This window comes from Brevundimonas sp. 01N35 (assembly GCF_056399785.1).
Genome location: NZ_JBFTRZ010000004.1, coordinates 83,514 through 108,148 on the forward strand (window position 1 = coordinate 83,514; position 24,635 = coordinate 108,148).

22 protein-coding genes are annotated in these 24,635 nt (G+C 67.3%); 11 read left to right on the forward strand and 11 right to left on the reverse strand.

What is annotated here, in order from left to right; translation table 11 throughout:
- Positions 1-18: 18 nt before the first annotated feature.
- Both AC1DJ5_RS05295 and AC1DJ5_RS05300 read right to left on the reverse strand, forming a co-directional pair.
- Positions 19-1,296 (reverse strand): glycosyltransferase family 4 protein, encoded by a 1,278-nt coding sequence (locus AC1DJ5_RS05295; protein ID WP_441454321.1) that lies wholly within the window; start codon positions 1,294-1,296, stop codon positions 19-21.
- The gene (locus AC1DJ5_RS05300) at positions 1,296-2,288 is read right to left on the reverse strand and encodes a KpsF/GutQ family sugar-phosphate isomerase (protein WP_441454320.1); all 993 of its coding nucleotides are present in this window, start codon (positions 2,286-2,288) and stop codon (positions 1,296-1,298) included. The genes AC1DJ5_RS05295 and AC1DJ5_RS05300 overlap by 1 nt, the downstream gene beginning before the upstream one ends.
- A 182-nt stretch (positions 2,289-2,470) precedes the next feature.
- On the opposite strand from AC1DJ5_RS05300, the gene otsB reads away from it, so the two are divergent.
- Genes otsB through AC1DJ5_RS05315 form a run of 3 tightly spaced genes read left to right on the forward strand, consistent with a single transcriptional unit; the run spans position 2,471 to position 6,413 of the window.
- Positions 2,471-3,235 carry a trehalose-phosphatase gene (gene otsB, locus AC1DJ5_RS05305; protein WP_477019913.1) on the forward strand — a complete coding sequence of 255 codons (765 nt, stop codon included), beginning with the start codon at positions 2,471-2,473 and terminating at the stop codon, positions 3,233-3,235.
- Positions 3,232-5,019, forward strand: coding sequence for a glycoside hydrolase family 15 protein (locus AC1DJ5_RS05310; protein ID WP_441454318.1), 1,788 nt, complete (start codon positions 3,232-3,234; stop codon positions 5,017-5,019). The genes otsB and AC1DJ5_RS05310 overlap by 4 nt, the downstream gene beginning before the upstream one ends.
- On the forward strand, positions 5,016-6,413 hold the full coding sequence (locus tag AC1DJ5_RS05315; RefSeq protein WP_477019914.1) for an alpha,alpha-trehalose-phosphate synthase (UDP-forming): 1,398 nt from the start codon (positions 5,016-5,018) through the stop codon (positions 6,411-6,413). The genes AC1DJ5_RS05310 and AC1DJ5_RS05315 overlap by 4 nt, the downstream gene beginning before the upstream one ends.
- Positions 6,414-6,452: 39 nt before the next feature.
- Here the strand turns inward: AC1DJ5_RS05315 and AC1DJ5_RS05320 are convergent, their stop codons facing one another.
- Positions 6,453-7,655, reverse strand: a complete 1,203-nt coding sequence (locus AC1DJ5_RS05320) for an acetyl-CoA C-acyltransferase (protein ID WP_477019915.1) — start codon at positions 7,653-7,655, stop codon at positions 6,453-6,455.
- 257 nt (positions 7,656-7,912) lie between these two features.
- Positions 7,913-8,818, reverse strand: coding sequence for an SDR family NAD(P)-dependent oxidoreductase (locus AC1DJ5_RS05325; protein WP_477019916.1), 906 nt, complete (start codon positions 8,816-8,818; stop codon positions 7,913-7,915).
- A 197-nt stretch (positions 8,819-9,015) separates the two neighbouring features.
- On the opposite strand from AC1DJ5_RS05325, the gene AC1DJ5_RS05330 reads away from it, so the two are divergent.
- The 5 genes from AC1DJ5_RS05330 to aguB all read left to right on the forward strand — a co-directional run bounded on the left by AC1DJ5_RS05330 (position 9,016) and on the right by aguB (position 16,389).
- On the forward strand, positions 9,016-10,164 hold the full coding sequence (locus tag AC1DJ5_RS05330; protein WP_441454314.1) for an OmpA family protein: 1,149 nt from the start codon (positions 9,016-9,018) through the stop codon (positions 10,162-10,164).
- 281 nt (positions 10,165-10,445) lie between these two features.
- Positions 10,446-11,615, forward strand: a complete 1,170-nt coding sequence (locus tag AC1DJ5_RS05335) for a capsular polysaccharide export protein, LipB/KpsS family (RefSeq protein WP_441454313.1) — start codon at positions 10,446-10,448, stop codon at positions 11,613-11,615.
- A 192-nt stretch (positions 11,616-11,807) separates the two neighbouring features.
- Positions 11,808-14,327 (forward strand): TonB-dependent receptor, encoded by a 2,520-nt coding sequence (locus AC1DJ5_RS05340; protein ID WP_477019917.1) that lies wholly within the window; start codon positions 11,808-11,810, stop codon positions 14,325-14,327.
- A 193-nt stretch (positions 14,328-14,520) separates the two neighbouring features.
- Positions 14,521-15,522 (forward strand): agmatine deiminase family protein, encoded by a 1,002-nt coding sequence (locus AC1DJ5_RS05345; RefSeq protein WP_477019918.1) that lies wholly within the window; start codon positions 14,521-14,523, stop codon positions 15,520-15,522.
- Entirely contained in the window at positions 15,523-16,389 is an 867-nt protein-coding gene (gene aguB, locus AC1DJ5_RS05350; RefSeq protein WP_441454310.1) for an N-carbamoylputrescine amidase, read from the forward strand.
- 135 nt (positions 16,390-16,524) lie between these two features.
- On the opposite strand, the gene AC1DJ5_RS05355 is transcribed toward aguB, so the two are convergent.
- From AC1DJ5_RS05355 to AC1DJ5_RS05385, 7 genes are all read right to left on the reverse strand, one after another.
- Positions 16,525-17,016 (reverse strand): right-handed parallel beta-helix repeat-containing protein, encoded by a 492-nt coding sequence (locus AC1DJ5_RS05355; RefSeq protein WP_477019919.1) that lies wholly within the window; start codon positions 17,014-17,016, stop codon positions 16,525-16,527.
- Complete coding sequence (locus AC1DJ5_RS05360; RefSeq protein ID WP_477019920.1) at positions 16,925-17,479, reverse strand: hypothetical protein; 555 nt, start codon at positions 17,477-17,479, stop codon at positions 16,925-16,927. Before AC1DJ5_RS05360 ends, AC1DJ5_RS05355 begins: the two co-directional genes overlap by 92 nt.
- Positions 17,479-18,300, reverse strand: coding sequence for a phosphatase PAP2 family protein (locus AC1DJ5_RS05365; RefSeq protein WP_477019921.1), 822 nt, complete (start codon positions 18,298-18,300; stop codon positions 17,479-17,481). The genes AC1DJ5_RS05360 and AC1DJ5_RS05365 overlap by 1 nt, the downstream gene beginning before the upstream one ends.
- Positions 18,300-18,779, reverse strand: a complete 480-nt coding sequence (locus AC1DJ5_RS05370) for a hypothetical protein (protein WP_441454307.1) — start codon at positions 18,777-18,779, stop codon at positions 18,300-18,302. The genes AC1DJ5_RS05365 and AC1DJ5_RS05370 overlap by 1 nt, the downstream gene beginning before the upstream one ends.
- Positions 18,780-18,850: 71 nt before the next feature.
- Positions 18,851-19,171, reverse strand: coding sequence for a ribonuclease (locus AC1DJ5_RS05375; protein ID WP_477019922.1), 321 nt, complete (start codon positions 19,169-19,171; stop codon positions 18,851-18,853).
- A gap of 153 nt (positions 19,172-19,324) precedes the next feature.
- Complete coding sequence (locus AC1DJ5_RS05380) at positions 19,325-20,377, reverse strand: 1,9-bis(guanidino)-5-aza-nonane synthase (protein ID WP_441454305.1); 1,053 nt, start codon at positions 20,375-20,377, stop codon at positions 19,325-19,327.
- Positions 20,378-20,491: 114 nt separating this feature from the next.
- Positions 20,492-21,754 (reverse strand): type III PLP-dependent enzyme, encoded by a 1,263-nt coding sequence (locus AC1DJ5_RS05385; RefSeq protein WP_477019923.1) that lies wholly within the window; start codon positions 21,752-21,754, stop codon positions 20,492-20,494.
- Positions 21,755-22,018: 264 nt separating this feature from the next.
- Between AC1DJ5_RS05385 and phnC the strand changes: the two genes are divergently transcribed.
- The 3 genes from phnC to phnE are packed head-to-tail and all read left to right on the forward strand — an operon-like array spanning position 22,019 to position 24,626.
- On the forward strand, positions 22,019-22,816 hold the full coding sequence (gene phnC, locus AC1DJ5_RS05390; protein ID WP_441454303.1) for a phosphonate ABC transporter ATP-binding protein: 798 nt from the start codon (positions 22,019-22,021) through the stop codon (positions 22,814-22,816).
- Entirely contained in the window at positions 22,813-23,820 is a 1,008-nt protein-coding gene (gene phnD, locus AC1DJ5_RS05395) for a phosphate/phosphite/phosphonate ABC transporter substrate-binding protein (RefSeq protein WP_441454302.1), read from the forward strand. The genes phnC and phnD overlap by 4 nt, the downstream gene beginning before the upstream one ends.
- On the forward strand, positions 23,817-24,626 hold the full coding sequence (gene phnE, locus AC1DJ5_RS05400) for a phosphonate ABC transporter, permease protein PhnE (protein ID WP_441454301.1): 810 nt from the start codon (positions 23,817-23,819) through the stop codon (positions 24,624-24,626). The genes phnD and phnE overlap by 4 nt, the downstream gene beginning before the upstream one ends.
- The last annotated feature ends 9 nt before the right edge of the window (positions 24,627-24,635 follow it).

Here is a 24,635-nt window from a genome sequence, read left to right on the forward strand (position 1 = left end):
CCGATCCCCGACACGGCCTCATGCCGAGCCGACGAGGCGGGCGTCGACGTTGCGGTCGAGGCCCAGCCGCGCCTCGACCGTGGCGAAATGTCGGGGCCAGGTCGGCGGCGAATAGGCTGTCACCGCCGGGCGTCGCCGGGTCGCGGCCTCGAGGGCCGTCAGCCAGCCCAGGCCATCCAGTGGATCGATCAACGTCGCCTGCGGCACCAGTTCGCGGTGCGCGGGAATGTCGGAAGCGATCAGGGGGACGCCGAGGGCGCAGGCCTCGACCGCCGGCAGGTCGAACCCCTCGACGGAGGAGGGCGCCAGGACGGCCTGGGCGCCCTGCATCAGATCGGCCAGCGCCGTGTCGGGCAGGTTCTCGGCCTGATGCACCAGACCCTGAAGATTGGGCGAGCGCTGCAGGTGGTCGAGCACGGCCTCGTTCTCCCAGCCGTAACGGCCGATCAGGACCAGACGCGGGGCCTGGTCGCCCATCCGTTCCTGCAGCCGGCGCCAGATTGTCAGCAGGAAGGCGAGGTTCTTGCGCGCCTCTATGGTGCCGACATGGACGAAATAGGGACGGCGCGAGGGGCTGGGCTCGGCCTTGAGGAAGATCGGCTCCAGGCCCAGGTGGGCGACGTCGACGGGCGGGGCCGGCAGCCTCTCGCGCTCGGCGAAGGCCAGCAGTTCATGGGCCGTATAGTGCGAGTTGACCACGATCCGTGAGGCGTGGCGCAGCGCCGTGATCACCCGGCGGCGATGTTTGGCGCCGTCGCCCGGTCGGCAGAACTCGGGATGGGTGATGGGGATCAGGTCGTGCAGCATCACGACGCGATCAATCCCCTGGGCTCTCAGGCCGGTAAGGATGTCCGGCGTGTTCAGGCTGGTGTGCCCGACGTTGAAATAAAGGCGGGCGGGCGGTGCGGCGGCGACCCGTTTGGCCCGGAAATACTGCTTCCAGGCGCGCGCCTTCTTGCGCTTCGACTGGCCGGGCTCGGGCGCTTCGCTCATGACCGAAGCGGTCGGCTTGTCGGCCTGCAGCGCGGCGAACAGGCGGCGCTCGGCGTCGTTCAACGCGCGGCTGGTCGCCGCGCCGGACCATCGACGACGCAGGTCGAGGATGCAGTCGCGGAACCAGGCGTCGTCCACCATAGCCAGTTGGTCGTGACGCGACCGGACCGGCACCATTCGATAGTCGGGATGGTCGACCAGCCATTCGGCGTAGGCCAGGCAAACGCGATCAACGCCGGTCGGGGCGCTCCGATCGGTGCGGCTCAGCAGGCGGCTGGCGTCGAAGAGGATGTCCTGGCTCATCAGGAAACGTAGCCGGCCTGCATCAGTTCGGCGACGTGAATGATGGCGACCGGCCTCTGGTCATCGACGACGAACAGATTGGCGATCTTGTTGGCGCTCAGCAGATCGACCACATCGCTCATCCGGGCGTCGGGATCGACGGTGATCGGCGCGCGGCTCATGATGTCTTCGGCGCGGATGACCGAGATGTCGCTGGCGAAGGCGCGGCGGATGTCGCCGTCGGTGATCATGCCCGCCAGGGTCCCGTCGGAATGCAGGACCGCGACCGCGCCCTTGCGACCCGCGCTGATGGCGGAGACCACGGCGCTGAAGCTGGCGTCCAGCGGCACGCCGGCCGGGGTGGCGGCGTTGTCGCCCATCCATTCGCGGACGCTCTGCAGGCTCATGCCTAGGGCGCCGCCGGGGTGATGCAGGCCGAAATCCTCGCGGGTGAAGCCGCGGCGGTCCATCAGCACCATGGCCAGGGCGTCGCCCATGGCCAGGGTCATCAGGGTCGAGGTGGTCGGCGCCAGGCCGTTGGGGCAGGCCTCGGCCACGTGGGGCATGGTCAGGCAGACGGCGGAGTGACGGCCGAGGAAGCTGCCGGCCCTCTGGGTGATGCCGATGACCGGAATGTCGTTGCGCTGGCAGTAGATCAGGGGATCGCGCAGTTCGCGGCTCTCGCCCGAGTTGGAAATGGCCAGCAGGGTGGTGTCCGGACGCAGCATGCCCAGGTCGCCGTGGCTCATCTCGGCGGGGTGGACGAAGAAGGAATTGGTGCCGGTCGAGGCCAGGGTCGCGGCGATCTTGCCGCCGATATGGCCCGACTTGCCCATGCCGGTCACGACCAGATAGCCCGGCCGCGACAGGATGATGTCGCAGGCGCGTGCGATCGAGACGTCGATCGACCGCTCCAGCGCGTCCAGCGCCTGGATGTTCAGGCGGACCACCTCGCGCGCTCGGTCCGTCATCGCGGCGATCTGCTCGGGCGACGAGTGAACTGAATCGGTCATGGGCATCGGCTCCTGAACGCCGGACCGCTGCCGCGGTTCTTCATGGCGCCTCGCGAATTGCCCCATCTGGATTGTTCGCACAATGGCGATGCGGCCGCGGAATTGTCGCTTGAGGGACAACCTTCCCGGACTCCATGCGTTCTCAGCAGTCTCAACCTCCGCAGAACACGAGTTCGGACCTTATGCCGTCAGCATCCGGGGTCATCGCCCCACGCTTGCCCAAGCCGCCCGTGGCCCTTCGCAAAGCCGCCCTGTTTCTGGATCTGGACGGCGTCCTGGCGCCGCTGGCCCCGACGCCGGATGCGGTGGGGCCGGACGTCCGGCGGACGGACGTGCTGACGCGGCTGACCGAACGTTTGCAGGGGCGGGTCGCCATCGTCAGCGGCCGGACGCTGCGCGAGATCGACCGGATCAGCGACGGCGCCGCGCGGGCGGCTTCCGGCGTTCACGGGCTGCAACGCCGCCGCGAGGACGGCTCCCTGGTCCAGCGCACGCCCGATCCAGCGGTGCGCCGCGCCGTCGCCGCCTTCGACGCCTTCGCCGCCGCCCGGCCCGGCGTGCTGGTCGAGGATAAGGAATTGTCGGCGGGTCTGCATTATCGCCAGGCGCCGGACGTGTCCGGGGAGGCGCTCATCCTGGCGGCGTCCCTGGCCGAGGAGACCGGCTTGGCGCTGCAACCCGGCGCCATGGTGCTGGAGCTCAAGACGCCGGGCGCGGACAAGGGCGCGGCGCTGTCCGCCTTCATGGCCGAGGCGCCCTTTCAGGGCGGCGTGCCGGTCATGGTGGGCGACGACCTGACCGACGAGCACGGGTTCGAGGCGGCCGAGAGGCTGGGCGGTTTCGGCGTTCTGGTCGGCCCCGAGCGGGCGACGGCGGCGCGCTATCGGCTGGAGGACGTGAACGCCGTGCTGGACTGGCTGGACGGGATAGCGGAGGTCCCTGCATGAGCCGTCCCAACCTCGACCTCGCCCCCATCGGCAACTGCTCGGTCAGCGCCCTGGTCGACCGACGGGCTCGCTTTGTCTGGGCTTGCGCGCCGCGCGTCGACGGCGATCCGGTGTTCTCGGCCCTCATGGACGGGAACGATCCCCAGCACGGATTTTGGTCCATTGAACTGGAGGGTGTGAAGTTCGTCGAGCAGGCCTATGTCCGCAACACGGCCGTGCTGCGCACCGTGATGACCGACGAGCGCGGGGCCTCGGTCGAGATCATCGACTTCGCTCCGCGTCATCTGAAGCACTCGCGCATCTATCGGCCGATCGCGTTCGCGCGGGTGGTGCGGCCGCTGTCGGGCGCGCCGCGCATCACGATCCGGCTGCGGCCCTCGGCCGACTGGGGCGCGCGCCGGGCCGAGCGCACGTCGGGCTCCAACCATATCCGCTACCTCTGCACCGACGTGACCCTGAGGCTGACCACCAACTGCCCCGTCACCCACGTGCTGGACGAACGGACCTTCCGGCTGGAAAGCGAGATGGCCTTCTTCCTCGGCCCGGACGAAGGCTATGACCAGTCGGTCACGGCCGGCGTCATCGCCGCCCTCGACCTGACCATCCTGAATTGGAAACTGTGGGCGCGGACCCTCTATGTGCCGCTGGACTGGCAGGAGGCGGTGATCCGCGCCGCCATCACCCTGAAGCTGTGCGTCTATGAAGAGACCGGCGCCATCGTCGCCGCCATGACGACCTCGGTGCCGGAATTCCCCGAGAGCGGGCGTAACTGGGACTATCGCTTCTGTTGGATGCGCGACGCCTATTACACGGTGCGGGCGCTGAACCGGCTGGGCGCGGTCGACATTCTCGAGAACTACCTCGGCTATCTGCGTAATCTGGTGGACGCGTCCAAGGGGGGGCATGTGCAGCCCGTCTATGGCGTGGGGCTGGAGGCGGGTATCGGCGAACGCATCGTCGACAGCGTCGAGGGCTATCGCGGCATGAAGCCGGTGCGCGTCGGGAACCAGGCGCACGAGCATCTGCAGCACGACGTCTATGGCCAGATCGTCCTGCCCCTGGTCCAGGCCTTCTTCGACGAACGCCTGCTGCGGCCCGGCTCGATCGAGGATTTTCACGCCCTTGAAAAGGTCGGCGACCGCGCCTTCTCCATGCATGACCAGACCGACGCCGGCCTGTGGGAGTTCCGCACCATCGCCCGGGTGCACACCTATTCTTCGGTCATGTGCTGGGCCGCCTGCGACCGGCTGGCCAAGGCGGCGCGACATCTGGGGTTGCCGGAACGGGCCGAAATCTGGGACGAGCGGGCGCGGCTGATCCGTGCCCGGATCGAGGCCGAGGCCTACCTGCCTGACGAAGGCCGGTTCGCCGCCAGCTTCGGCGGAACCGAACTGGACGCCTCCCTGCTGCAGATGACCGATCTGGGCTTCCTCGACGCCCGCGACCCGCGTCAGGTGAAGACCTTCGAGGCCATCGAGCGCGACCTCAAGAAGGGCGGCTATCTGTTCCGCTATATCCATCCCGACGACTTCGGCGAGCCGGAGACGGCGTTCAACTTCTGCACCTTCTGGTTTATCGAGGCCCTGCATCTGAATGGGCGGACGGAAGAGGCGAGGGCCATCTTCGACGAGATGCTCAGCCGCCGAACTCATGCCGGCCTGCTCAGCGAGGACATCGCCATTCAGGACGGCGAACTGTGGGGCAACTACCCGCAGACCTACTCCCTGGTCGGCATCATCAACTGCGCCGTGCTGCTCAGTCGTTCTTGGCAGGACGCGCGATGAGCCGGCTGATCGTCGTTTCCAACCGCGTTTCGGCGCCGCGCGACCCGGCCGCCGGATCGGCGGGCGGACTGGCCATGGCCCTGTCGGCGGCGCTGCGCAAATACGACGGCCTGTGGTTCGGCTGGTCCGGCGAAACGGTCGAGCAGTTCACTGGCGAACTGAACTTCGAGGATAGGGCGGGCGTCACCGTCGCCACGGTGGATCTGGAGCCGCAGGACGTCGACGAATATTACAACGGCTACGCCAACAAGACCCTGTGGCCGCTGTTCCATCACCGGGTGGACCTGACCGCCTATGAGCGGTCGTTCGGCGAGGGCTATGAGCGCACCAATCGCCGCTTCGCCGAGGTGCTGCGGCCGCTGATCCAGCCCGAGGACATTATCTGGATCCACGACTATCACATGATCCCCATGGCGCGGGACCTGCGCCGCCTGGGGGTGAAGAACCGGATCGGCTTCTTCCTGCACACGCCCTGGCCGGCGCGTCAGCTGCTGGTCACCTTGCCGCATCATCGGCGACTGGTGGAGTCGATGTTCTATTTCGACCTGATCGGCTTCCAAACCCATGAATGGCTCGGCCTGTTCGAACGCTACGTCGAGGTCGAGGCGCGCGGCCGGGTCTCGTCCGACCACGTGATCGAGGCCTTTGGGCGCCGCGTGCAGGGCGGGGTCTTCCCCATCGGCATCGACGTGGAAGGTTTCCTGAGTGCTCGCGGTTCGGTGCTGGGACGCAAGACCTACGACCGAATGGCGGCGTCGGCGGCCTTCCGGTCCATGATCGTCGGGGTCGACCGGCTCGACTACTCCAAGGGGCTGGAGCAGCGGATGCTGGGCTATGAGCAGTTCCTTGAGGACAACCCGGCCCTGCGCAGCGAGGTCTTCCTGTTGCAGGTGACGCCGATCTCGCGCGACGACGTGGACACCTATCAGGACATCCGGGCGCGACTGGACGCCCTGGCCGGGCGCATCAACGGCGCCTATGCCGACATGGACTGGCAGCCGATCCGCTACCTGAACCGCACCTTCCGCCGGGATCAGCTGGCGGGCATCTATCGCGCCGCCAGGGTCGGTCTGGTCACGCCGCTGCGCGACGGCATGAACCTGGTGGCCAAGGAATATGTCGCGGCCCAGAACCCGGAAGATCCCGGCGTGCTGATCCTGTCGCGCTTCGCTGGCGCCGCCGAACAGATGGGCGAGGCTCTGCTGGTCAATCCCTTCAGCCGCGAGGAACTGTCGGAGGCGATCAAGAAGGCCCTGACCATGCCGCTGGACGAACGCATCCGCAAATGGAAGGCGCTGATGCAGGTGGTGCGCGACTCGGACGTGTCCATCTGGCGCGACAGCTATGTGAAGGCACTGCTGTCGACGGCGCCTGCGGACGCGCACGCCCACTGAAGCGCGTCCCCCCACGGATGATGGAGGCGGCTGGCCGGCTCAGTAAATTTCGAACAGACCCGCCGCGCCCATGCCGCCGCCGATGCACATGGTGACGACGCCGTATTTGGCCCCGCGACGCCTGCCCTCGATCAGGACGTGGCCGGTCATCCGCGCGCCCGACATGCCGTAGGGGTGGCCGATGGAGACGGCGCCGCCCGAGACGTTCAGCCGGTCGTTGGGGATGCCCAGGGTGTCACGGCAATAGAGTACCTGGACGGCGAAGGCCTCGTTCAGCTCCCAGATGCCGATGTCGTCCACGGTCAGGCCGTGGCGCTTCAGCAGCTTGGGCACGGCGAAGACGGGGCCGATGCCCATCTCGTCCGGCTCGCAGCCCGCCACCGCCATGCCACGATAGGCGCCGAGCGGCTGCAGGTTGCGCTTCACCGCTTCGCCCGCTTCCATGACGACGCAGGCCGCGGCGCCGTCCGACAACTGGGACGCGTTGCCGGCGGTGATGAACTCGCCCTGCTGAATCTCCTCGCCGCCGCCGAAGACGGGTTTCAGCGCCTTCAGCCCTTCCAGGGTGGTGTCGGGGCGGTTGCCTTCGTCCTTGGCCAGGGTGACTTCCTTGGAGGAGGTCTGCCCGGTCGCCTTGTCCATCACCAGCATGGAGGTGGTCATCGGCACGATCTCGGCGTCGAACCGACCGGCGGCTTGCGCCTCGGCGGTGCGCTGCTGCGACTGCAGGGCGTACTCGTCCTGGGCGTCGCGGCTGATGCCATAGCGGCGGCTGACGACCTCGGCGGTCTCCAGCATCGACATATAGATGTGGGGCGACAGCTTCAGCAGCGCCTCGTCCTTCATCCGGTAGAGGTTCATGTGCTGGTTCTGGACCAGGGAGATGCTCTCCAGACCGCCGCCGACCGCCATCTTCTGCTGGTCGAAGATCACCTGCTTGGCCGCCGTGGCGATGCCCATCAGGCCCGAGGCGCACTGGCGATCCAGGCTCATGCCGGGCACGGAAGAGGGGAGGCCGGCGGCCAGGGCCACCTGGCGCGCCACGTTCGTTCCGGTCGAGCCCTGCTGCAGGGCCGCGCCCATGACGACGTCTTCGATCTCGGCCGGATCGACGCCAGCGCGCTGGACCGCGTGCTTCACCGCGTGGGCACCCAGGGCTTGCGCCTGGGTGTCGTTGAAGGCCCCGCGATAGGCCCGGCCGATCGGGGTGCGGGCGGTGGAGACGATGACGGCTTCACGCATAGAGAAGTTCTCTCTGTTTTGTGCGCTATCGCTCGGCGCGCGGCACCTCGCTGCTTGAGCGCGTGAAGGTGCGCTATCGCTCGCGACGCGGGCGCGCGCTGCGTGAGCGCGTTTCCTGCCTAACGGGGAGAGGATAGGCGCCTCACGTCACGTCAACGCAAGGCGCCTTTTCGGCATGGGGCGGAGCGGCCTCAAGTAGCGCGAAGCGCGGTAGGCTCCTCAAATGCCCTCAAGCAGCGCGAAGCGCTGCAGGCCCCTTAAGAACCATGATGCTTCTGGGCCTTGGTCAGTTCGATCATGCCTTGCGCTGCGCCCATGTCCGGCACGATCTCGTTGGTGCGGTCCGAGATGGCGTCGAAGCGGGCGGCGACCTGTTCCGGGGCGTCGGGGCCGATGGCGAAGTCGCCTTGGGTCAGGGTGACATAGGCGCGTTCGAAACCGCCGGCGCCGGCGGCCAGGATGGCGCGGGTCGGGGCGTCGCGGCTGACCAGGTGCAGCAGGCCCGGCGTCACCAGTTCCGGCCCCAGGGCCTCCAGCGGCAGGCCCTGCAGGTCCTCGGTCATGCGGGTGTGGGCGGTCGGGGCCAGGGCGTTGACGCGGATGTCGTTCTTGGCCCCTTCGATCGCCAGGGTCTGCATCAGCCCGACCAGGGCCATCTTGGCCGCGCCGTAGTTGGCTTGACCGAAGTTGCCGAACAGACCCGACGACGAGGTGGTCATGACGATGCGGCCGTAGTTCTGGGCTCGCATGATCTCCCACACTGCCTTGGTGCAGTGGACCGCGCCCATCAGGTGGACGTCCATCACCAGTCGGAAATCGGCCAGCTCCATCTTGGCGAACGACTTGTCGCGCAGGATGCCGGCGTTGTTGACCAGAATGTCGATCCGGCCCCAGCGCGCCATGACCTCGGCCACCATGGATTCGACCGCCGCCGCATCGGTGACGGAGGCCGCATTGGCCATGGCCTTGTCGCCCGCCGCTGTGATTTCGGCCACCACGGCCTCGGCCGCCGTGGCCGACCCGCCGGAACCGTCGCGGGCTGACCCCAGATCATTGACCACGACCTTGGCGCCTCGCGCCGCCAGGGCCAGGGCGTGAGAGCGGCCCAGACCGCCGCCTGCGCCCGTCACGATCGCCACCTGACCGTCGAACCTGATGCTCATCCTGCGTCTCCGTCTTGTTTCAAGACTGTCCTAGCAGGCAGGAATGAGGGGCAAAATGACCATTTGTGTTGGAATGGCGCCACACTCCGCCGCAATCCTTCGAAAAGCGGCGGAACCTGAGCGATCCCGTGTCGTTCGGCCTTCGATCGCCTTCGCCCGTGCGTCGGCATTCAGATCAACTTGACTGTGAGGACACCATGAAGCTCAAACTTCTCGCCAGTGTCGCCGCCGCGGGGCTGTTCGCAGCTGGCGCGGCGTCGGCCGAACCGGATGGCTGGTACGGCGCGGTCGACGCCGGCTATCATTTCAAAGACAAATTCGACCTGAAGTCGTCCACGACGAATGAGGAGTGGAAATGGGAGGTGAACCCCGGCTGGGCCGCGTTCGCCCGCCTCGGCTACCGCTTCAATCCGAACTGGCGCGCTGAACTCGAGGGCGGCTACCGCTCGGGCGATATCGGCAAGGTGCGGGCGGTCTCGGGCACGCAGGGTCTGTGCAACTCCACGCCGGCGACCGGGCCTTGCTTTTCGCCTCACGGCGATATCGAGTCCACCACCTTGATGGCCAACGTCATCTACGACATCGGCTCGCCCGATTGGCGTCTGCGTCCGTTCGTGGGGGTCGGCATCGGCGCCAACTACGTCAAGACTCGCGCCGACGGCCGTCTGCGCGCGACGCCGGCGGTGGGCTTCACGGCTAAAGACAGTTCGACCAAGTTCGCGGCCCAGGCGATCGCCGGGGTGGCCTGGGCCGTCGGCGACCGGGCCAACATCGATCTGACCTATCGCTATCTTAACAGTGACATGTCGTTCGACTCGAGGACGAGCAGCGGTCCAGCCTTGGGCGAATGGTCGGGCGACAACTATCAGTCGCACACCGTGACCCTGGGCCTGCGCTACGCCTTCGGCGCCGAGCCGGCCCCGCCGCCGCCGCCGCCTCCGCCGCCTCCGCCGCCGCCTCCCCCCCCGCCGCCGCCGCCGCCGCCACCTCCGCCGCCTCCGGCCAAGCCGGCTGCGCGTCAGTTCGTGGTCTACTTCGACTGGGATCGCTCGGACCTGACGGCGGAAGCCCGCTCGGTGGTGACGCAAGCCGCCAACTACGCCAAGTCGGGCGCTCCGACCCGCGTCCTGATCGTCGGCTACACCGACACCTCGGGTTCGGCCGCCTATAACCTCGGCCTGTCCAACCGTCGTTCGCGCACCGTTGCGGACGCCCTGGTCGCTCAAGGCGTCAACGGCGGCGTCATCGCCCTCGACGGCAAGGGTGAAACCGGCCTGGCCAAGCCGACGGCCGACGGCGTGCGCGAACCGCTCAACCGTCGCGCCACCGTCGACATCAACTTCTAAGGCCCTGGGCTCCGGAGCGACCGCAGGGTCACGCTCCGGAGCCTGGCGTCCCGAGATGTCAAAAGACCCGGCCGCCGGACTCGCCCAGAGCCGGCGGCCTTCTCTTTGCCGCGAAGCCGAACCGCATCCTTAGACCTGCACCCGCCTTGTCATCGGAGGGGGCTTGGCACTAGGAAGGGACTGTTCCTTGGAAAGATACTCAGCGGTTGCTCGCGCCATTTAATCCTGATCAACCGAACGCAATACCGCTCGTGCAGGCGGATTTGTGCGGTCGCCGGTTTTTGATCGTCACGGCCCCGTTCGGCGGGTTCGGGCGGCTGCTGGCCCAAGCCGTCGCCGCGCGCGGCGGCGAGGCCTTGCGTATGATCTTCAACGCAGGCGACCTGGTGACCTGGCGACGCGGCGGCGGTGTCGTGTTCCGCGAGGACGTGCGGCGCTGGCCGGCCCGGGTGAGGGAACTGGCGGCCGAGTTCACCGACATCGTCGTTTTCGGCGAGGGCGGTCCCTATAATCAGGGTGTCCTGGCCCAGGCCGAATCCCTGAACGCCCGCGTCTGGGTGCTCGAGAACGGCTATTTCCGTCCCGACTGGATCACGCTGGAGAGAAACGGCGTCAATGGTTCCAGCGGCCTGCCCCGCAACGCCGCCGACTACGCCGTGCCGGGGCCCGAGTTGCCGGTGACCCGTCCTGTCGGCAAGATCCTGCCGCACCATGTCTTCAACATCAGCTTCTATCACGCGGTCCAACCGCTGGGGTGGGCGGCCTTCCCCCGCTATCGCCATCCTTATACGGTCTCGCCGTGGCGGCAGTTCTTCGGCCACATCCGCCGCTATTTCGGCTTGGCGACGCGTCCCAAACAGTCCTGCGACGCCGATGCGATTCGGGCGCGCGGGCCGTTCTTCATCGCCTGCCTGCAGCGGGAGGGCGACGCGCAACTGCTGCGCTATTCCTCCTACGCCGACAACACCGCCTTCCTGGCCGAGGTCATGGGCAGTTTCGCCCGCCATGCGCCCAAGGATTGCCGACTGGTGGTCAAGAACCATCCGCTGGATCCGGGTCTGTCGGACCTGGAGCATATGACCCGCTGTCTGGCGGTGGAGCGCGGTCTGGCCGATCGAGTCGATTTCATCGACGGCGGCAATCTGGCTCAGCTGTGCCGCGCCTCGCAGGGCATGGTGGTCAACAATTCCAGCGCCGCCCTGTCGGCCCTGGGGTTCCGCACCCCGGTCAAGGTGCTGGGCGACGCCTTCTTCGATTTCGAGGGACTGACCGACCAGCAGCCGCTGGACGGCTTCTGGGGCGCGCCGGTCGCCGCCGATCCCACGCTGTTCACGGCCTTCCGGGCGCATGTGATCGCCCGCAGCCAGATCAACGGCAATTATCACGAACCGCGCGCCATGCGGTCGACCGCAGGCCTGATCGCCGACGCCTTCGCCCTGCGTGCCGACTGACCGGCCGCCCCGACGGGTGACGAGAATCGTCCACAGGGGTGTGGCGTTATGGCCACCCCAGAGCCCTGTCATATCACTGTCACACGACTGTCGTCCAAACTTCCCGCAGCGGCCTTAAGCCCCAGCCCATCTCGACAGGCGCCACGGCCTGCCGCGCATGGCGCTACGCCTTCATCACTGGGGATACGACAGATGACTAACCGCAAACAGCTGTTCTGGGCGACCACCGCCCTGATGAGCGGCCTTATCATGGCCGGCGCCGCTTCGGCCCAGTCGACCGGCACCGAGGCCACCGAAGTCAGCGACGTCGTCGTCACCGGCCAGCGCGGTCCGCGCAATCTCGAAGGTCTGGCTGTCGCCGAAACGGTCGCCAAGACCCGCAACACGGTCAACCAAGAATTCATCGCCACTCAGGCCGCGGGTCAGACCATCCTGCAGACCCTGAACCTGACGCCGGGCCTCAGCTTCACCAACGCCGATCCCTACGGTTCGTCGGGCGGCAACATCCGTCTGCGCGGCTTCGACGGTAACCGCGTCTCGCTGACCTTCGACGGCATTCCGCTGAACGACACCGGCAACTACGCCACCTACACCAACCAGCAGATGGACCCGGAACTGATCGAGCGCGCCTCGGTCAACACCGGTTCGACCGACGTCGACAGCCCCACGGCCTCGGCCACCGGCGGCACCATCAACTATGTCACGCGCCGTCCGGCGAAGGACTTCGGCGGCTGGGTTCAAGGTTCGCTGGGCGACTTCAACTATCGCCGCATCATGGGCCTGGTCGACACCGGCGAGATCGGCCCCTGGGGCACCTCGGCCTGGTTCGCCGTCTCGGCTCAGGACTACGACAAGTTCAAGGGCATCGGCACCCTCGAGAAGACCCAGTACAACGGCCGCATCTGGCAGCCGCTGGGCGACAACGGCGACTTCGTGGCCCTGTCGGGTCACTACAACGTCAACAAGAACAACAACTACAACGGCCCGAACCTGGGCACCGCCACCGGCTTCTGCGACGTCGCCCAGAAGGTCGCCTGCGGCCCTCAGGTCAGCGATCCGACCAACCCGTTCGGCTGGGGCGTCGACTTCGACCGCACCTACACCGCGCCGACGTTCCGCAAGGGCACGGCCGACAACGACTCCAACGCCGCCAACTACTGGGGTCTGCGCATCAACCCGTCGAACACGGGCAACATCCGCGGCAACTCGCGCTTCACCCTGCGTGACGGCCTGACCCTGACGGTCGACCCGTCGTTCCAGTACACCCTGGCCAACGGCGGCACGGGCCAGGTGGTCCTGTCGGAAACCGATCCGCTGCTGCGCGGCACCAAGACCACAGGCGGCGTCGACCTGAACGGCGACGGCGATACCTTGGACAAGGTTCGCGTGCACACGCCGTCGGTGACCAATACGCACCGCTACGGCCTGAACAGCTCGCTGATCTGGGAGCTGAACGACAACCACCGCCTGCGCGCCGCCTATGCGCTGGACTGGGGTCGTCACCGTCAGACCGGCAACTACGGCTTCATCGACTTCTCGGATCCGACCAACCCGCACTTCGTTGATGATTTCGGCGGTCGCAACAAGGAAGACAACCGCGTCGTCAACCTGGACGGCTATGCCCTGCAGGCGCGCGACCGCAAGTCGATCGCTTCGCTGAACCAGTTCTCGGCGGAATATCGCGGCCGCTTCCTGCATGAAGCCCTGACGGTCAATCTGGGTGTTCGCGCGCCCTTCTTCGAGCGTGAACTGAACCAGAACTGCTACACGCAGAACGCCTCGTCGAACGTGCTCTGCACCACTGAGGCGCCGAACGCGACCCTGGCCAACGGCAACGTGACCTTCGCTTCGAAGGGCGCGACCCCGTACATCAAGCCGTTCCAGCGCACGGTGAAGTTCGACGACATCCTGCCCAACATCGGCGCCACCTATCGCTTCGGTGAAGGCCAGTCGGTCTTCGGCAGCTACAGCGAATCCCTGTCGGCTCCCCGCACGGACAGCCTCTACAGCACCACCCGCCTGGCGGACGGCTCGCTCGGCAACCCGACCGTGATGCCGGAAACCTCGAAGAACATCGACCTGGGCTACCGCTTCAGCTCCTCGACCATCGTGGCTCAGGCCTCGGTGTTCCAGAACCAGTTCGACAACCGCATCGTCAGCACCTTCGACCCCGATCTCGATCAGTTCGTCGATCGCAACGTGGGTTCGGTGAAGAGCGTCGGTTTCGAGGCTTCGCTGGGCTGGCAGCCGATCGAGAAGCTGAACCTGTACGGCACGGTTTCGCTGCTCAACAGCGAACTGCAGGACGACTACGTCTATGACAAGGCCGGCGCCCGCCTGCCCACCAAGGGCAAGAAGCAAGTCGAAACGCCGGAACAAATGTTCTCGCTGCGCGCGTCGTACAAGTTCAACGACGTCTTCTCGGCCGGCGTCCAAGGCAAGTACACCGGCGAGCGTTGGGTGACCGACGTCAACGATCTGAAGGTTGACGCCTACACCGTCGTCGATCTGGACGCCCGCTTCGACTTCTCGACGCTGGGCCTGAAGGACACCTACCTGCAACTGAACGTCATCAACCTGTTTGACGAGCAGTACTACAGCACGCTGGGCACCCGCGCTTCGGGTACGCCGGGCCAACTGGGCTATAGCCGCTCGTTCGCGGGCGTCGGCGCTCCGCGTACGGTCATGGCTTCGATCCGCTACAGCTTCTAAGCTCTAGCTTCGATACCGACAGGGAAGGGCGGTCCGGAAACGGGCCGCCCTTTTTTGTTGGGCCTACCGCGCTTCGCGTTACTTGAGGCCGGTTCGATGGGGTGCGGCGGCTTGCCCCGCAAACATTGAACCGGGGGGCGTCTCGGCCTATCTGGCGCGGCTAGCCTTCTTCCAATTCGGATCGACTTCGCCCATGACCCATCCCATCCCCGCCGAATGGTCGCCGCACCGTGCGATGTGGGTCGGCTGGCCCAGCCATGCCGAGCTGTGGGGCGAGGACTTCGAACAGGCTCAGACCGAGGTCGAGGCCCTGGTCCGCGCCCTGGCCGGTCCGGGCCGCGAGCAGGTCAAGCTGATGGTCGGCAATGAAGAGTCGCTGGCCGGCGCCCGCGCGCGTCTGGACGGCGTGGAGGGCGTCGAGATCGTGGCCGGTCGCTTCGGCGACATTTGGCTGCGCGACACGGGCCCGATCTTCAGCAAGGGTTCGACCGTGGCCAACGCCTTCAGCTTCAACGGCTGGGGCGGCAAGTACGACTATCCGCACGACGACGAGGTCGCCGACCAGATTGCCGAGTTTTCCGGTGTGCCGGTGACGCGCCACGACTTCATCCTGGAAGGCGGCGCCCTGGACCACGACGGCGAGGGCACGGTCCTGACCACCCGCCAGTGCCTGCTGAACAAGAACCGCAACAAGGGCTGGACCGCCGAGGCCGCCGAGGCGGCTCTCGCCGAGGCCGTGGGCGCCAAGGTCGTGGTCTGGCTGGGCGACGGCCTGCTGAACGACCACACCGACGGCCACGTCGACAACCTGGCCCGCTTCGTCGCGCCGGGCGTGGTGGCCTGCCCCATCGCCTTTGGCCGCAAGGACCCGAACGCCGAGGTCTATGACGAGACCGCCCGCCTGCTGTCGGAAACGACCGACGCCATGGGGCGGCGTCTGAAAGTGCTGCGCATCCCGTCGCCGGGTCTGGTGCTGGACGCCGACGAGCGCCCGATCCCGGCCAGCCACATGAACTTCCTGATCGCCGACGGCGCCATCGTGGTGCCGACCTATGGCGATGATGTCGCCGCCCGTCTGGCGGGCGAGGCCCTGGCCACGGTCTTTACCGACCGCGAGATCGTGTTGTCGCCGTCGAACGCCGTCCTGACCGGCGGCGGTTCCTTCCACTGCATCTCGCAACAGGAGCCCGCGTAAATGGCCCGCACGGTTACGGTCGCCGCCCTGCAGACCTCCTACGGCGAGGACATGCAGGCCAACATCGACAAGACCATCGCCCTGATCCGTCAGGCGGCGGCCAAGGGCGCGCAGGTCATCCTGCCGTCGGAGCTGTTCCAGGGCCCCTACTTCTGCGTGACACAGGAAGAGCACTGGTTCGCGACCGCCTATCCGTGGCGCGAGCATCCGGCCGTGGTGCAACTGCAGCCGGTGGCGAAGGAACTGGGCGTCGTCATCCCCGTCTCGATCTTTGAGAAGGAGGGGCCGCACTATTTCAACTCGATGGTCATGCTGGACGCCGACGGGGAGGCCCTGGGCGTCTATCGCAAGAGCCATATCCCCGATGGCCCCGGCTATCAGGAGAAGTACTACTTCCGTCCCGGCGACACCGGCTTCAAGGTCTGGAGCACCCGCTTCGGCCGCATCGGCGTCGGCATCTGCTGGGACCAGTGGTACCCCGAGGCCGCCCGCGCCATGGCGCTGCAGGGCGCCGACATCCTGATGTACCCGACCGCCATCGGCTCGGAGCCGCATGACGATACCCTGGACACCGCAGCGCCCTGGCAGCGCGCCATGCAGGGCCACGCCGTGTCCAACGTCACGCCCGTCGTGGCCGCCAACCGCATCGGCCATGAGACGGTGACGGAGGCGGGCCAGACCTTCTACGGCCACTCCTTCATCGCCGACCATCGCGGCGATCTGGTCGAGAGCCTGACGGGCGAGGAGGGCGTGCTGGTCCACACCTTCGACCTGGACTTCCTCGACCGCTACCGCGCCGCCTGGGGCTTCTTCCGCGACCGTCGCCCGGAACTGTACGGCGCGCTGGCGACAGGGCGTCCGGCCTAACCCGTTCTGTCATCCCGGACGGCCGTCAGGCCGATCCGGGACCCAGACGTTTGCTCCCGTCAGGGAATGGCCGGGTGAGACCCGCCGCCTGGGCCCCGGGTTCCGCTGCGCGGCCCCGGGATGACGGCAAGCTTGTCAGCGGCGCTGGTTCCGCGCCACCACATTGCCCGTGGCGTGGTCGCCGTCGTCGGCGCTGCTGCCCCAGGGATAGCCGCGATCGGCGCCGCAATAGGCGCGACGGCCTTCGCGCGAACCGACGACGACCAGTTGAGGGCGCAGGCGCGCCGCGCCGCTGAAGACATTGTCCGTGATCGCATTGTCCGACGGCGTCTGATGACGGATCACCCCGCGCTCGCCGCAGTTGCGATAGAGGAAGACTCCGCCGCGCCCGCCCAGCAAGAACCGGTTGTCGACGATCCGATTGCGAGCCGAACCGTCCACCGCGATGGCCTCGCGCCTGGTCGTGACGGCGATGGTGTTGTTCTCGATCCGGTTGTCGGCGCTCTCGGCGTCCAGATAGACGGCGGTGGCGACGCTACTGCCCGTCAGCGTCGAGTTGGTCAGGCTGAGGCGGGTGACGCCCGGTCCGACATAGAGGGGAATGGAGCCGGTCCCGACGATCGCCACCCGCTCCAGTTCCACATTGCGTGGTCGCTGTATGGTCGGCGGTGCGCGACGAGGCGCGCAGGTCGTCATAGCCGCCGTCCGCCCCCATGCCCCAGACGCGCACCGCGCCGTGGACGGTGCAGTCCTCGATGCGGACGTCGGTGGGGCGGCTCCAGTGCTGGGCCGAGATGCGGCGCGACCAGACGGCGATCGTGGGCGTCTGGGTGGTGGTCGCGACGCCCGGCTGTCCGACCGCGCCGCCGTTGCAGTCCAGCCCGGCGCCCGAGGCCTCGGCGCCTTCGATCAGCAGGGGGCGGAGGATGGTCTGGCCCGGCGTCAGCACGGCGCGGCAGGTCAGACGATAGGGCGTCTCCGCTTCGGCCGTCAGGTCGCGCAGTTCGCCGGCAGAGCAGGGCCGGGCGGCAGGCAGGGTCCAGGCGTCGGGCGCGGCGCTCAGCAGCAGGGCCGCCAGCAGGACCGTCATCAGGGTAGGGGCGTGGCCAGAGCCAGACGCTCGGCCGCGCAGCCGGGACTGGTCAGGCCGGTGGCGCGGGCGGCGGCCAGTTCGGTGCGGGCAGCGGCCAGATCGGCGCCGAACCCAGGCATGGCGGCGGCGGCGTCGAACACCGCCCTGCCCAGAACCTCGCCAGCGGCGACGTCGCTGGGATAGTGCATGCCGCAGACCAGACGGCTGAGACCCATCTCACGGGCGATGCGGCGCGCCTCGGCAGCGCGCTGCGGCTCCAGGGCGGCGAAGGCCTCGCCATAGACAGTCGCCACGGTCGAACTGCCGGAGGGGTAGGAGGCGCTTTTTCGGCCGGCGTCGCTGACGCGCTGGCAGGGGCGGCGCTTGGGGTCGTCGCCGATGGGGCGGGCGCGGAAGCCGCGCGCCTTGACCAGTTCGGCGGCGGCGTCGGAATCGTCGAACAGCCGCTGCATCAGCCGGTTCAGGTGGGGCGTCGAGGCCGAACCCAGTCGTACGCCCAGGGCGCAGTCGAAATGCTGCAGCGCTAGCGGCGGGCGCAGTTCGGCGTGGGCGGTGGCCAGAAGCCAGCGGTCGCTGTCCTCCAGCGCCTCGAACCGCTCCGAGCGCGCCCTGTCGGCCAGATCGGTTGCTGAGCCGGCGGCGGGGGGCGGCGGGGTCGCGTCGGCCAGGGCCTGGATCAAGGGGCTGTTCAGATACCCCTTGGCCTCGGCGGCCTTGGACGACTGGGCCGCTTCGGGGCGGAGTGCGGCGGGGGTGCCCGCCGCACAGGCCGAGAGCAGGGCGGCGGCGGCGACGATGAAGGCCCCCCGGCGATGCATCAGGCCCCGGCGCTCCAGGTCAACTGGACGGAGGTTCGGCCGCCTTCGCCCGGCGAGGCGACGACCTGAAGCGTGGCGCCGTTGGCGGTGCGGGCGCCGGCCCCGTAGGCGCGAGCCTCGCCCTGGTTCATGGCCATGATGGGAGCCAGGCCGGCGGCTTCGGCGCGCTGGCGATAGAAGGCGATGACGGCCTCGGGCGCGGCGTCGGTCGTGAAGGTGATCAGACCGCCGGGGCCGGTCGGGCCGGCCGCGACGGTGGCGGGCGCATCGACCTGGGCGCCGGGATACAGGGCGGCGAAGACCGGCGCGCCGTCAGCGGCGGGCTCGGCGGCGGCCGTCGCGACGCTCGCGGCAGGTTGGGCGGGCGGAGCCTCGGCGATGGGCGGTAAGCTGGTCTCGGGCGCAGCCTCGCTGCGCCCGTCGCATCCGGTGAGACCGACCGTGAAGGCCACGGCGACGGCTGCCACGCTACGCTTCATTCCGCCTACGTCCTTGAGACTGTTCAACTTGATGACACCGTGGCCTATCCGTGCGGCGGCAGCAAGGCGGTTCAACCGGTTGGGGCGTCCACGTCGTCGCCGGGCTGGCCGGTCGACTTGCGGGCTTCGGCGGGGCCCCCGGCCGGGTGGGGGCCGTCGTCCTTGACGCGCCGCCCTTCGGCCGCCAGGGCCGCGTTGATGACGTCCTGATCCGGATCAATGTCCGAGCCCGAGGCCGAGCCGCCGCGCAGCGACCCCGCCCGCGTGTCGGAGCCCGAATCCGTGCCTTCCAGGGCCTTCTTCAGCGCGTCGGCGGTATGGCCTAGATCGGGCTTCTCGCCCATGACGGCGGCTTCGCGGGCATCTTCGGCATCGGTTTTGGGGTCGGCCATCTTTTTCTCCTGTTGCAGGGACAACGCAGAGGTACGGGCAGAGGGTTCCATAAAAGAAAAGGCCGGCGGATCGCTCCGCCGGCCTTAATGCCTTGTGCGCCTGACGCGCTTCGCGCTGCTTGAAGCGCTGGACCGCGGCCCAACAAGAAGTTCTTACTTGCCGAACAGCTTGTTCCAGCGGCGCTTCTCGCGGTTCTTCCAGGCGCCGCGGTGATAGGCGTCCGAGCCGATTAGCGGCACGACGGTCGTGGCTTCGGCGAAAACCATCTGTTCGTGCGTGGTCTGGACCTTGCCCCAGGAGGCGGCCTCTTTCAGCGTCGAGGACGAACAGGCTCCGTCGCGGACGTCGGCCACGGTGATCTGGACCGCATAGCGGTGCATCTCGGCTTCCACGCCCAGGATTTCGGCGCAGACCACGGTGTCCTGGGCGAAGTTCTTGGGCACGCCGCCGCCGACCATGAACAGGCCGGTGACGCCGGCGGCGATCTTGATGTCGGTCAGTTCGCGGAAGTCGGCGATGGCGTCGAGCATCAGGTAGGGCAGGCCAGCGGCCGCGCGCTCCTTCTGATGTTTGACCAGGCCGAAGCCGGCCGAGCTGTCGACGAAGGCGGGGCAGAAGATCGGCACGCCTTCTTCATAGGCGGTCTGGATCAGCGAGCCCGGCTTCTTGGCGTTGCCCTCCGACAGCCACTTGCCCATCTCCCAGATGAACTCGCGGCTGGAATAGCCGCGCGGCTCCAGGCGGTTGGCGATCTCCAGGATGGTGTGGTCGCAGGCCTGGAGCTCTTCCTCGTCGATATAGGTGTCGTAGATCCGGTCGATGTAGTTTTCGCGCAGGACGTTGTCGTCCACCTCGCCGGCGGCCTGATAATGCTTGAAGCCCAGGGCCTCGAAGAAATCCATGTCGACGATCGAGGCGCCGGTGGCGACCACGGCGTCGACCATGCCGAACTTCACCATGTCGCGGTAGACGTGCATGCAGCCGCCGGCCGAGGTCGAACCGGCCAGGATCAGCCACGGCGAGCACTCCTTGTCCTCGATGGCCATGGAGAAGATGTCGGCGGCGCGGGCGGTGTCGCGCGAGCTGAAGGACATCTTGCGCATGGAATCGATGATCGGGCGCGCGTCGAAGCTGGTGATGTCGACGTGTTCGACGACGTTCTGCAGCAGCTGGGCCTTGGTGTTGGCCTGAACGGGAGCGTTCATTTCGGAGGTTTCCCTTGGATTTGAGCGCCCGTCGTCAAAAAAAGAGCAGCGGCCCGGACGGAGCGACGGGCCGCTGCTTGTATCAATGTCCGAAGACGATTTTCGCTCAGTCGATCAGCGCTTGCGCTTGCGGACGCCGGCCTTGCCCTTGGGGCGCGACAGGCGGACGACCTTGCGGGCGGTCTCTTCGGCCGTGGTGCGCACGGTCGGGATGGAGCGCGGCGCCAAGCCGTACATCGAGGCCATCGGGGCGTCCTCGACCACGGCGATGTCGTGCTCGCCATAGCCGTTGAAGCCGGTCGTCATGGCCACGCCATAGGCGCCGAGCATGCCGATCTCGATGAAGTCGCCTTCCTGAACATCCGCCGGCAGCCAGAACGGACCTGGCATATGGTCGATGCTGTCGCAGGTCGGGCCGTAGAAGCGGAAGGGCTTCAGGTCCGACGAGGCCTCGCCGTTCCGAACCAGCTTGGTCGGGAAGGGCCAGCGCGAGTGGGTGGCGTCGAACAGCGAGCCGTACGACCCGTCGTTGAGATAGAGAGCGTCGCCCTTGCGCAGGTCCACGCGGCACAGCACCGACGACGACTCGGCCACCAGCGCCCGGCCGGGTTCGCACCACAGCTCGGTCGTTTCGGACACGGGCATCTCGTTGAAGCCGCGGTGGATGGCGTCGGCGTATTCGCTCAGGTCCGGCGGGACCATGCCCGGATAGACCGAAGGGAAGCCGCCGCCGACATCGACGATGTCGACGAAGACGCCCGCCTTCTTGATGGCGCGACCGACCTGGGTCATGGCGGCTTCATAGGCCGACGGGCGCATGCACTGCGACCCGACATGGAACGACACGCCCATCAGGCCTTCCTGCACAGCCTGGCGCACGGCCAGCAGCAGGGCAGGGGCTGCATCCGGCGTGACGCCGAACTTGCCCGACAGGGAATAGGCCGCGCCGTCCGCCGAGACGGACATGCGAACGATCAGGTTCAGATCGTCGGCGTTGTCAGTAACGTCGAGGATCTTCTGCAACTCGTCATGGCTGTCGAGCACGAAGGTGCGCACGCCGTGTTCGGCGTAGGCCGCACGGATCGCGCCCCGGCTCTTGACCGGGTGCATGAAGGCCAGGCGCGCGTCAGGGCTGACCGAGCGAACCAGCTCGATCTCGGCCAGAGACGCGACGTCGAAGGCGTTGACGCCCTGTTCCACCAGGGTCTCGATGACCCAGCGGGAAGGGTTGGCCTTCACTGCATAGAAGACGTCGGCTTTTAGATTATCCTGGAACCAGCGCGCCGCTACGGAAACCGAACGCGGCCGCACGAGGGCGACGGGACGTTCAGGGGACCGCTCACGGACCAGGTCCAGGGGATATTGGTACGTGCGCAATTCACGTAACCCCCTGCTAATTGTTAACCCAGACCGGCGTTAGCAGCGCTTAACGGTTAGACCACGGGGTCCGCCGGAACGCGCGATGTAGGGTCGGCGGACCGTCATGTAAAGCGGTAATTTCATGACTCGATCCACCGGAGAAGCGGGAGGCTTCCTCCCTCGCACTGGACGAAAACGACGCAGACGTGCCATTAAGACTTGTCGAAACGCGCGTGGCGCGTCATGCGGCGCCCCCCTGTTGCAACCGTCACCCACGGGTTCATGAATCCTTCAACCGCCGCCGTCGCGTCCGTACGGGATGTGTCAAAGACCTACGGAGCCAGAAAGGCGCTCGACGGCGTGTCCGTCGAAGTGGCCGCCGGCGAGATGGTCGCCCTGATCGGTCCGTCCGGTTCGGGCAAGTCCACGCTCCTGCGCTCCATCACCGGACTGCACCCGATCGACCCCGGCAAGGGGACGATCCAGGTGTTCGGCGAAACCGTTCAGCAGAACGGCCGCATCACCGGCGCCGTGCGCAAGGCGCGCGGTCGTATGGGCATGATCTTCCAGCAGTTCAATCTGGTGGGGCGTCTGTCGCTCTATTCCAACGTCATGCTGGGCGCCCTGGGGCGCCTGCCGGACTGGCGTGGCGTCTTCGGCGTCTGGCCCAAGGCCGACCAGGATCGCGCCATGGCGGCCCTGCACCGCGTCGGCGTGTCGGAATACGCCGCCCAGCGCGCCAACACCCTGTCGGGCGGCCAGCAGCAGCGCGGCGCCATCGCCCGCGCCATCGTCCAGGGCGCACAAGCCATTCTGGCCGACGAACCCGTCGCCTCGCTGGACCCGGTTTCGGCCCGCAAGGTCATGGAACTGTTGGTCGAGCTGAACAAGCGCGACGGTCTGGGCGTGATCGTCACTCTGCACCAGGTCGACTACGCCATTCGCTACTGCGACCGCGTCGTCGCCCTGCAAAAGGGCAAGGTGGTCTATGACGGCCCCTCGACTGGTCTCGATTCCAAGCGCCTGATTGAAATTTACGGTCCTGAGTATGAGGACGCGTTCTGGGAAGCCAAGGCATGACCCGCACCGCCATCACTCGCCGCCTGCTGGGCGTCGCCGCCGCCGCGACCCTGGCCGTGGGACTGACGTCCTGCGGCAAGGGCGAGGAGACCAAGTCGGGCGCCGCCCCGACCGAGATCACCTTCTCCATCCTGTCGGCCGAGGGCCAGGCCTCGTCGGGCCCGATCTGGCAGCCGCTGCTGGACGACATGTCCAAGTCGCTGGGCGTCAAGGTCATCCCCCGCTTCGGCTCCAACTATAATGTCCTGATCGAAGCCATGCGCTTCAACCAGTCGCAGGTCGGCTGGTTTTCGGCCAAGCCGGCGCTGGAAGCCATCGACCGCGCCAACGGCGAAGTCGTGGCCCGCATCGTCGATCCGGAAGGCCGCGACAGCTACCAGTCGACCCTGATCGTCAAGAAGGGCTCCGGCATCACGCTGGACAAGGTCCTGGCCTGCGACAAGACGCTGACTTTCGGCATCGGCGACGCCCAGTCGACCTCGGGCACGCTGGCGCCCATGACCTTCCTGTTCAATCCGCGCGGCGTCGTCCCGTCGCAGTGCTTCAAGGTCGTGAAGTCGGCCAGCCATCAGAACAACGCCTTCGGCGTCGCCGCCGGCGTCGTGGACGTGGCCACCTCGAACAGCGTCAACACCATCTTCATGAAGCGCGAGAGCCCGCAAACGGCCGCCCAGCTTGAGGAAATCTGGCACTCTCCGCCGATCCCGGAATCGGGCATCGTCATCCGCGAGGACCTGGACCCGGCGCTGAAGGAGAAGATCCGCAGCTTCTTCCTGACCTATGGTCAGGGCGAAGGCGCCGAGGCCGAGCGTCAGCGCAAGGTGCTGCTGGGCCTGAACTATTCCATGTTCCGCGCCGCCGACGACAGCTATCTGGATCCGGTGCGCGAAATGGTCGCCGATCAGAAGCTGACCGAGGCTCGCGCCAAGAACGACAAGGTCGGCGTCGCCACGGCCGAACGTGAACTGGCCGCTCTGCGCGCCAAGCGCGAGGTCCAGCCGTGACCGCACCCGTGACCACGGCGGCCATTCCCGCCGCGCCGACCAAGCCGCTGTCCGCCTGGATCTTCGACGTCGTCCTGTGGGGCGGCATCGCGGCTCTCCTGCTGGTCAGCTTCAAGGCCGTCGACCTGCCGAACCTGAAGCTTCTGGTGACGCGGTCCAGCGACATCGGCGTCTTCGCCAAGGACCTGCTTCATCCTGACTTCGCGAACTGGAAGATGCTGGTCGCCCAGATGTGGCAGACCATCCAGATCGCCCTGTGGGGCACCTTCCTGGCCATCTTCCTGGCGGTTCCGCTCAGCCTGATGGCCGCGCGAAACATCTCGCCCGCCTGGCTGGTCTGGCCGGTGCGTCGCGTCATGGACCTGCTGCGTTCGATCCCCGACCTGGTGATCGGCCTGCTGTTCATCGTCGCCGTGGGCCTGGGCCCGCTGGCCGGCGTCCTGGCCATTGCGCTGAACACTGCGGGCGTTCTGGCCAAGCTGTTCTCCGAAGCGGTCGAATCGATCGACAAGGGTCCGGTCGAGGGCGTGCGCGCCACGGGCGCGGCCAAGCTGCACGAGATCGTCTGGGGCGTCTTCCCTCAGGTGGCCCCGCTGTGGACCTCGTTCGCCCTCTATCGTTTCGAGTCGAACAGCCGTTCGGCCACCGTCCTGGGCCTGATCGGCGCGGGCGGCATCGGTCAGGTCCTGTTCGAGAGCATGGGCGCGTTCAACTACAATCAGGTCTCGGCCATCGTCATCATCGTCGTGGTCGCCGTGACCCTGATCGACGTCCTGTCCCAGGCGATGCGCAAACGTTTGCTCTGACTGTCACAA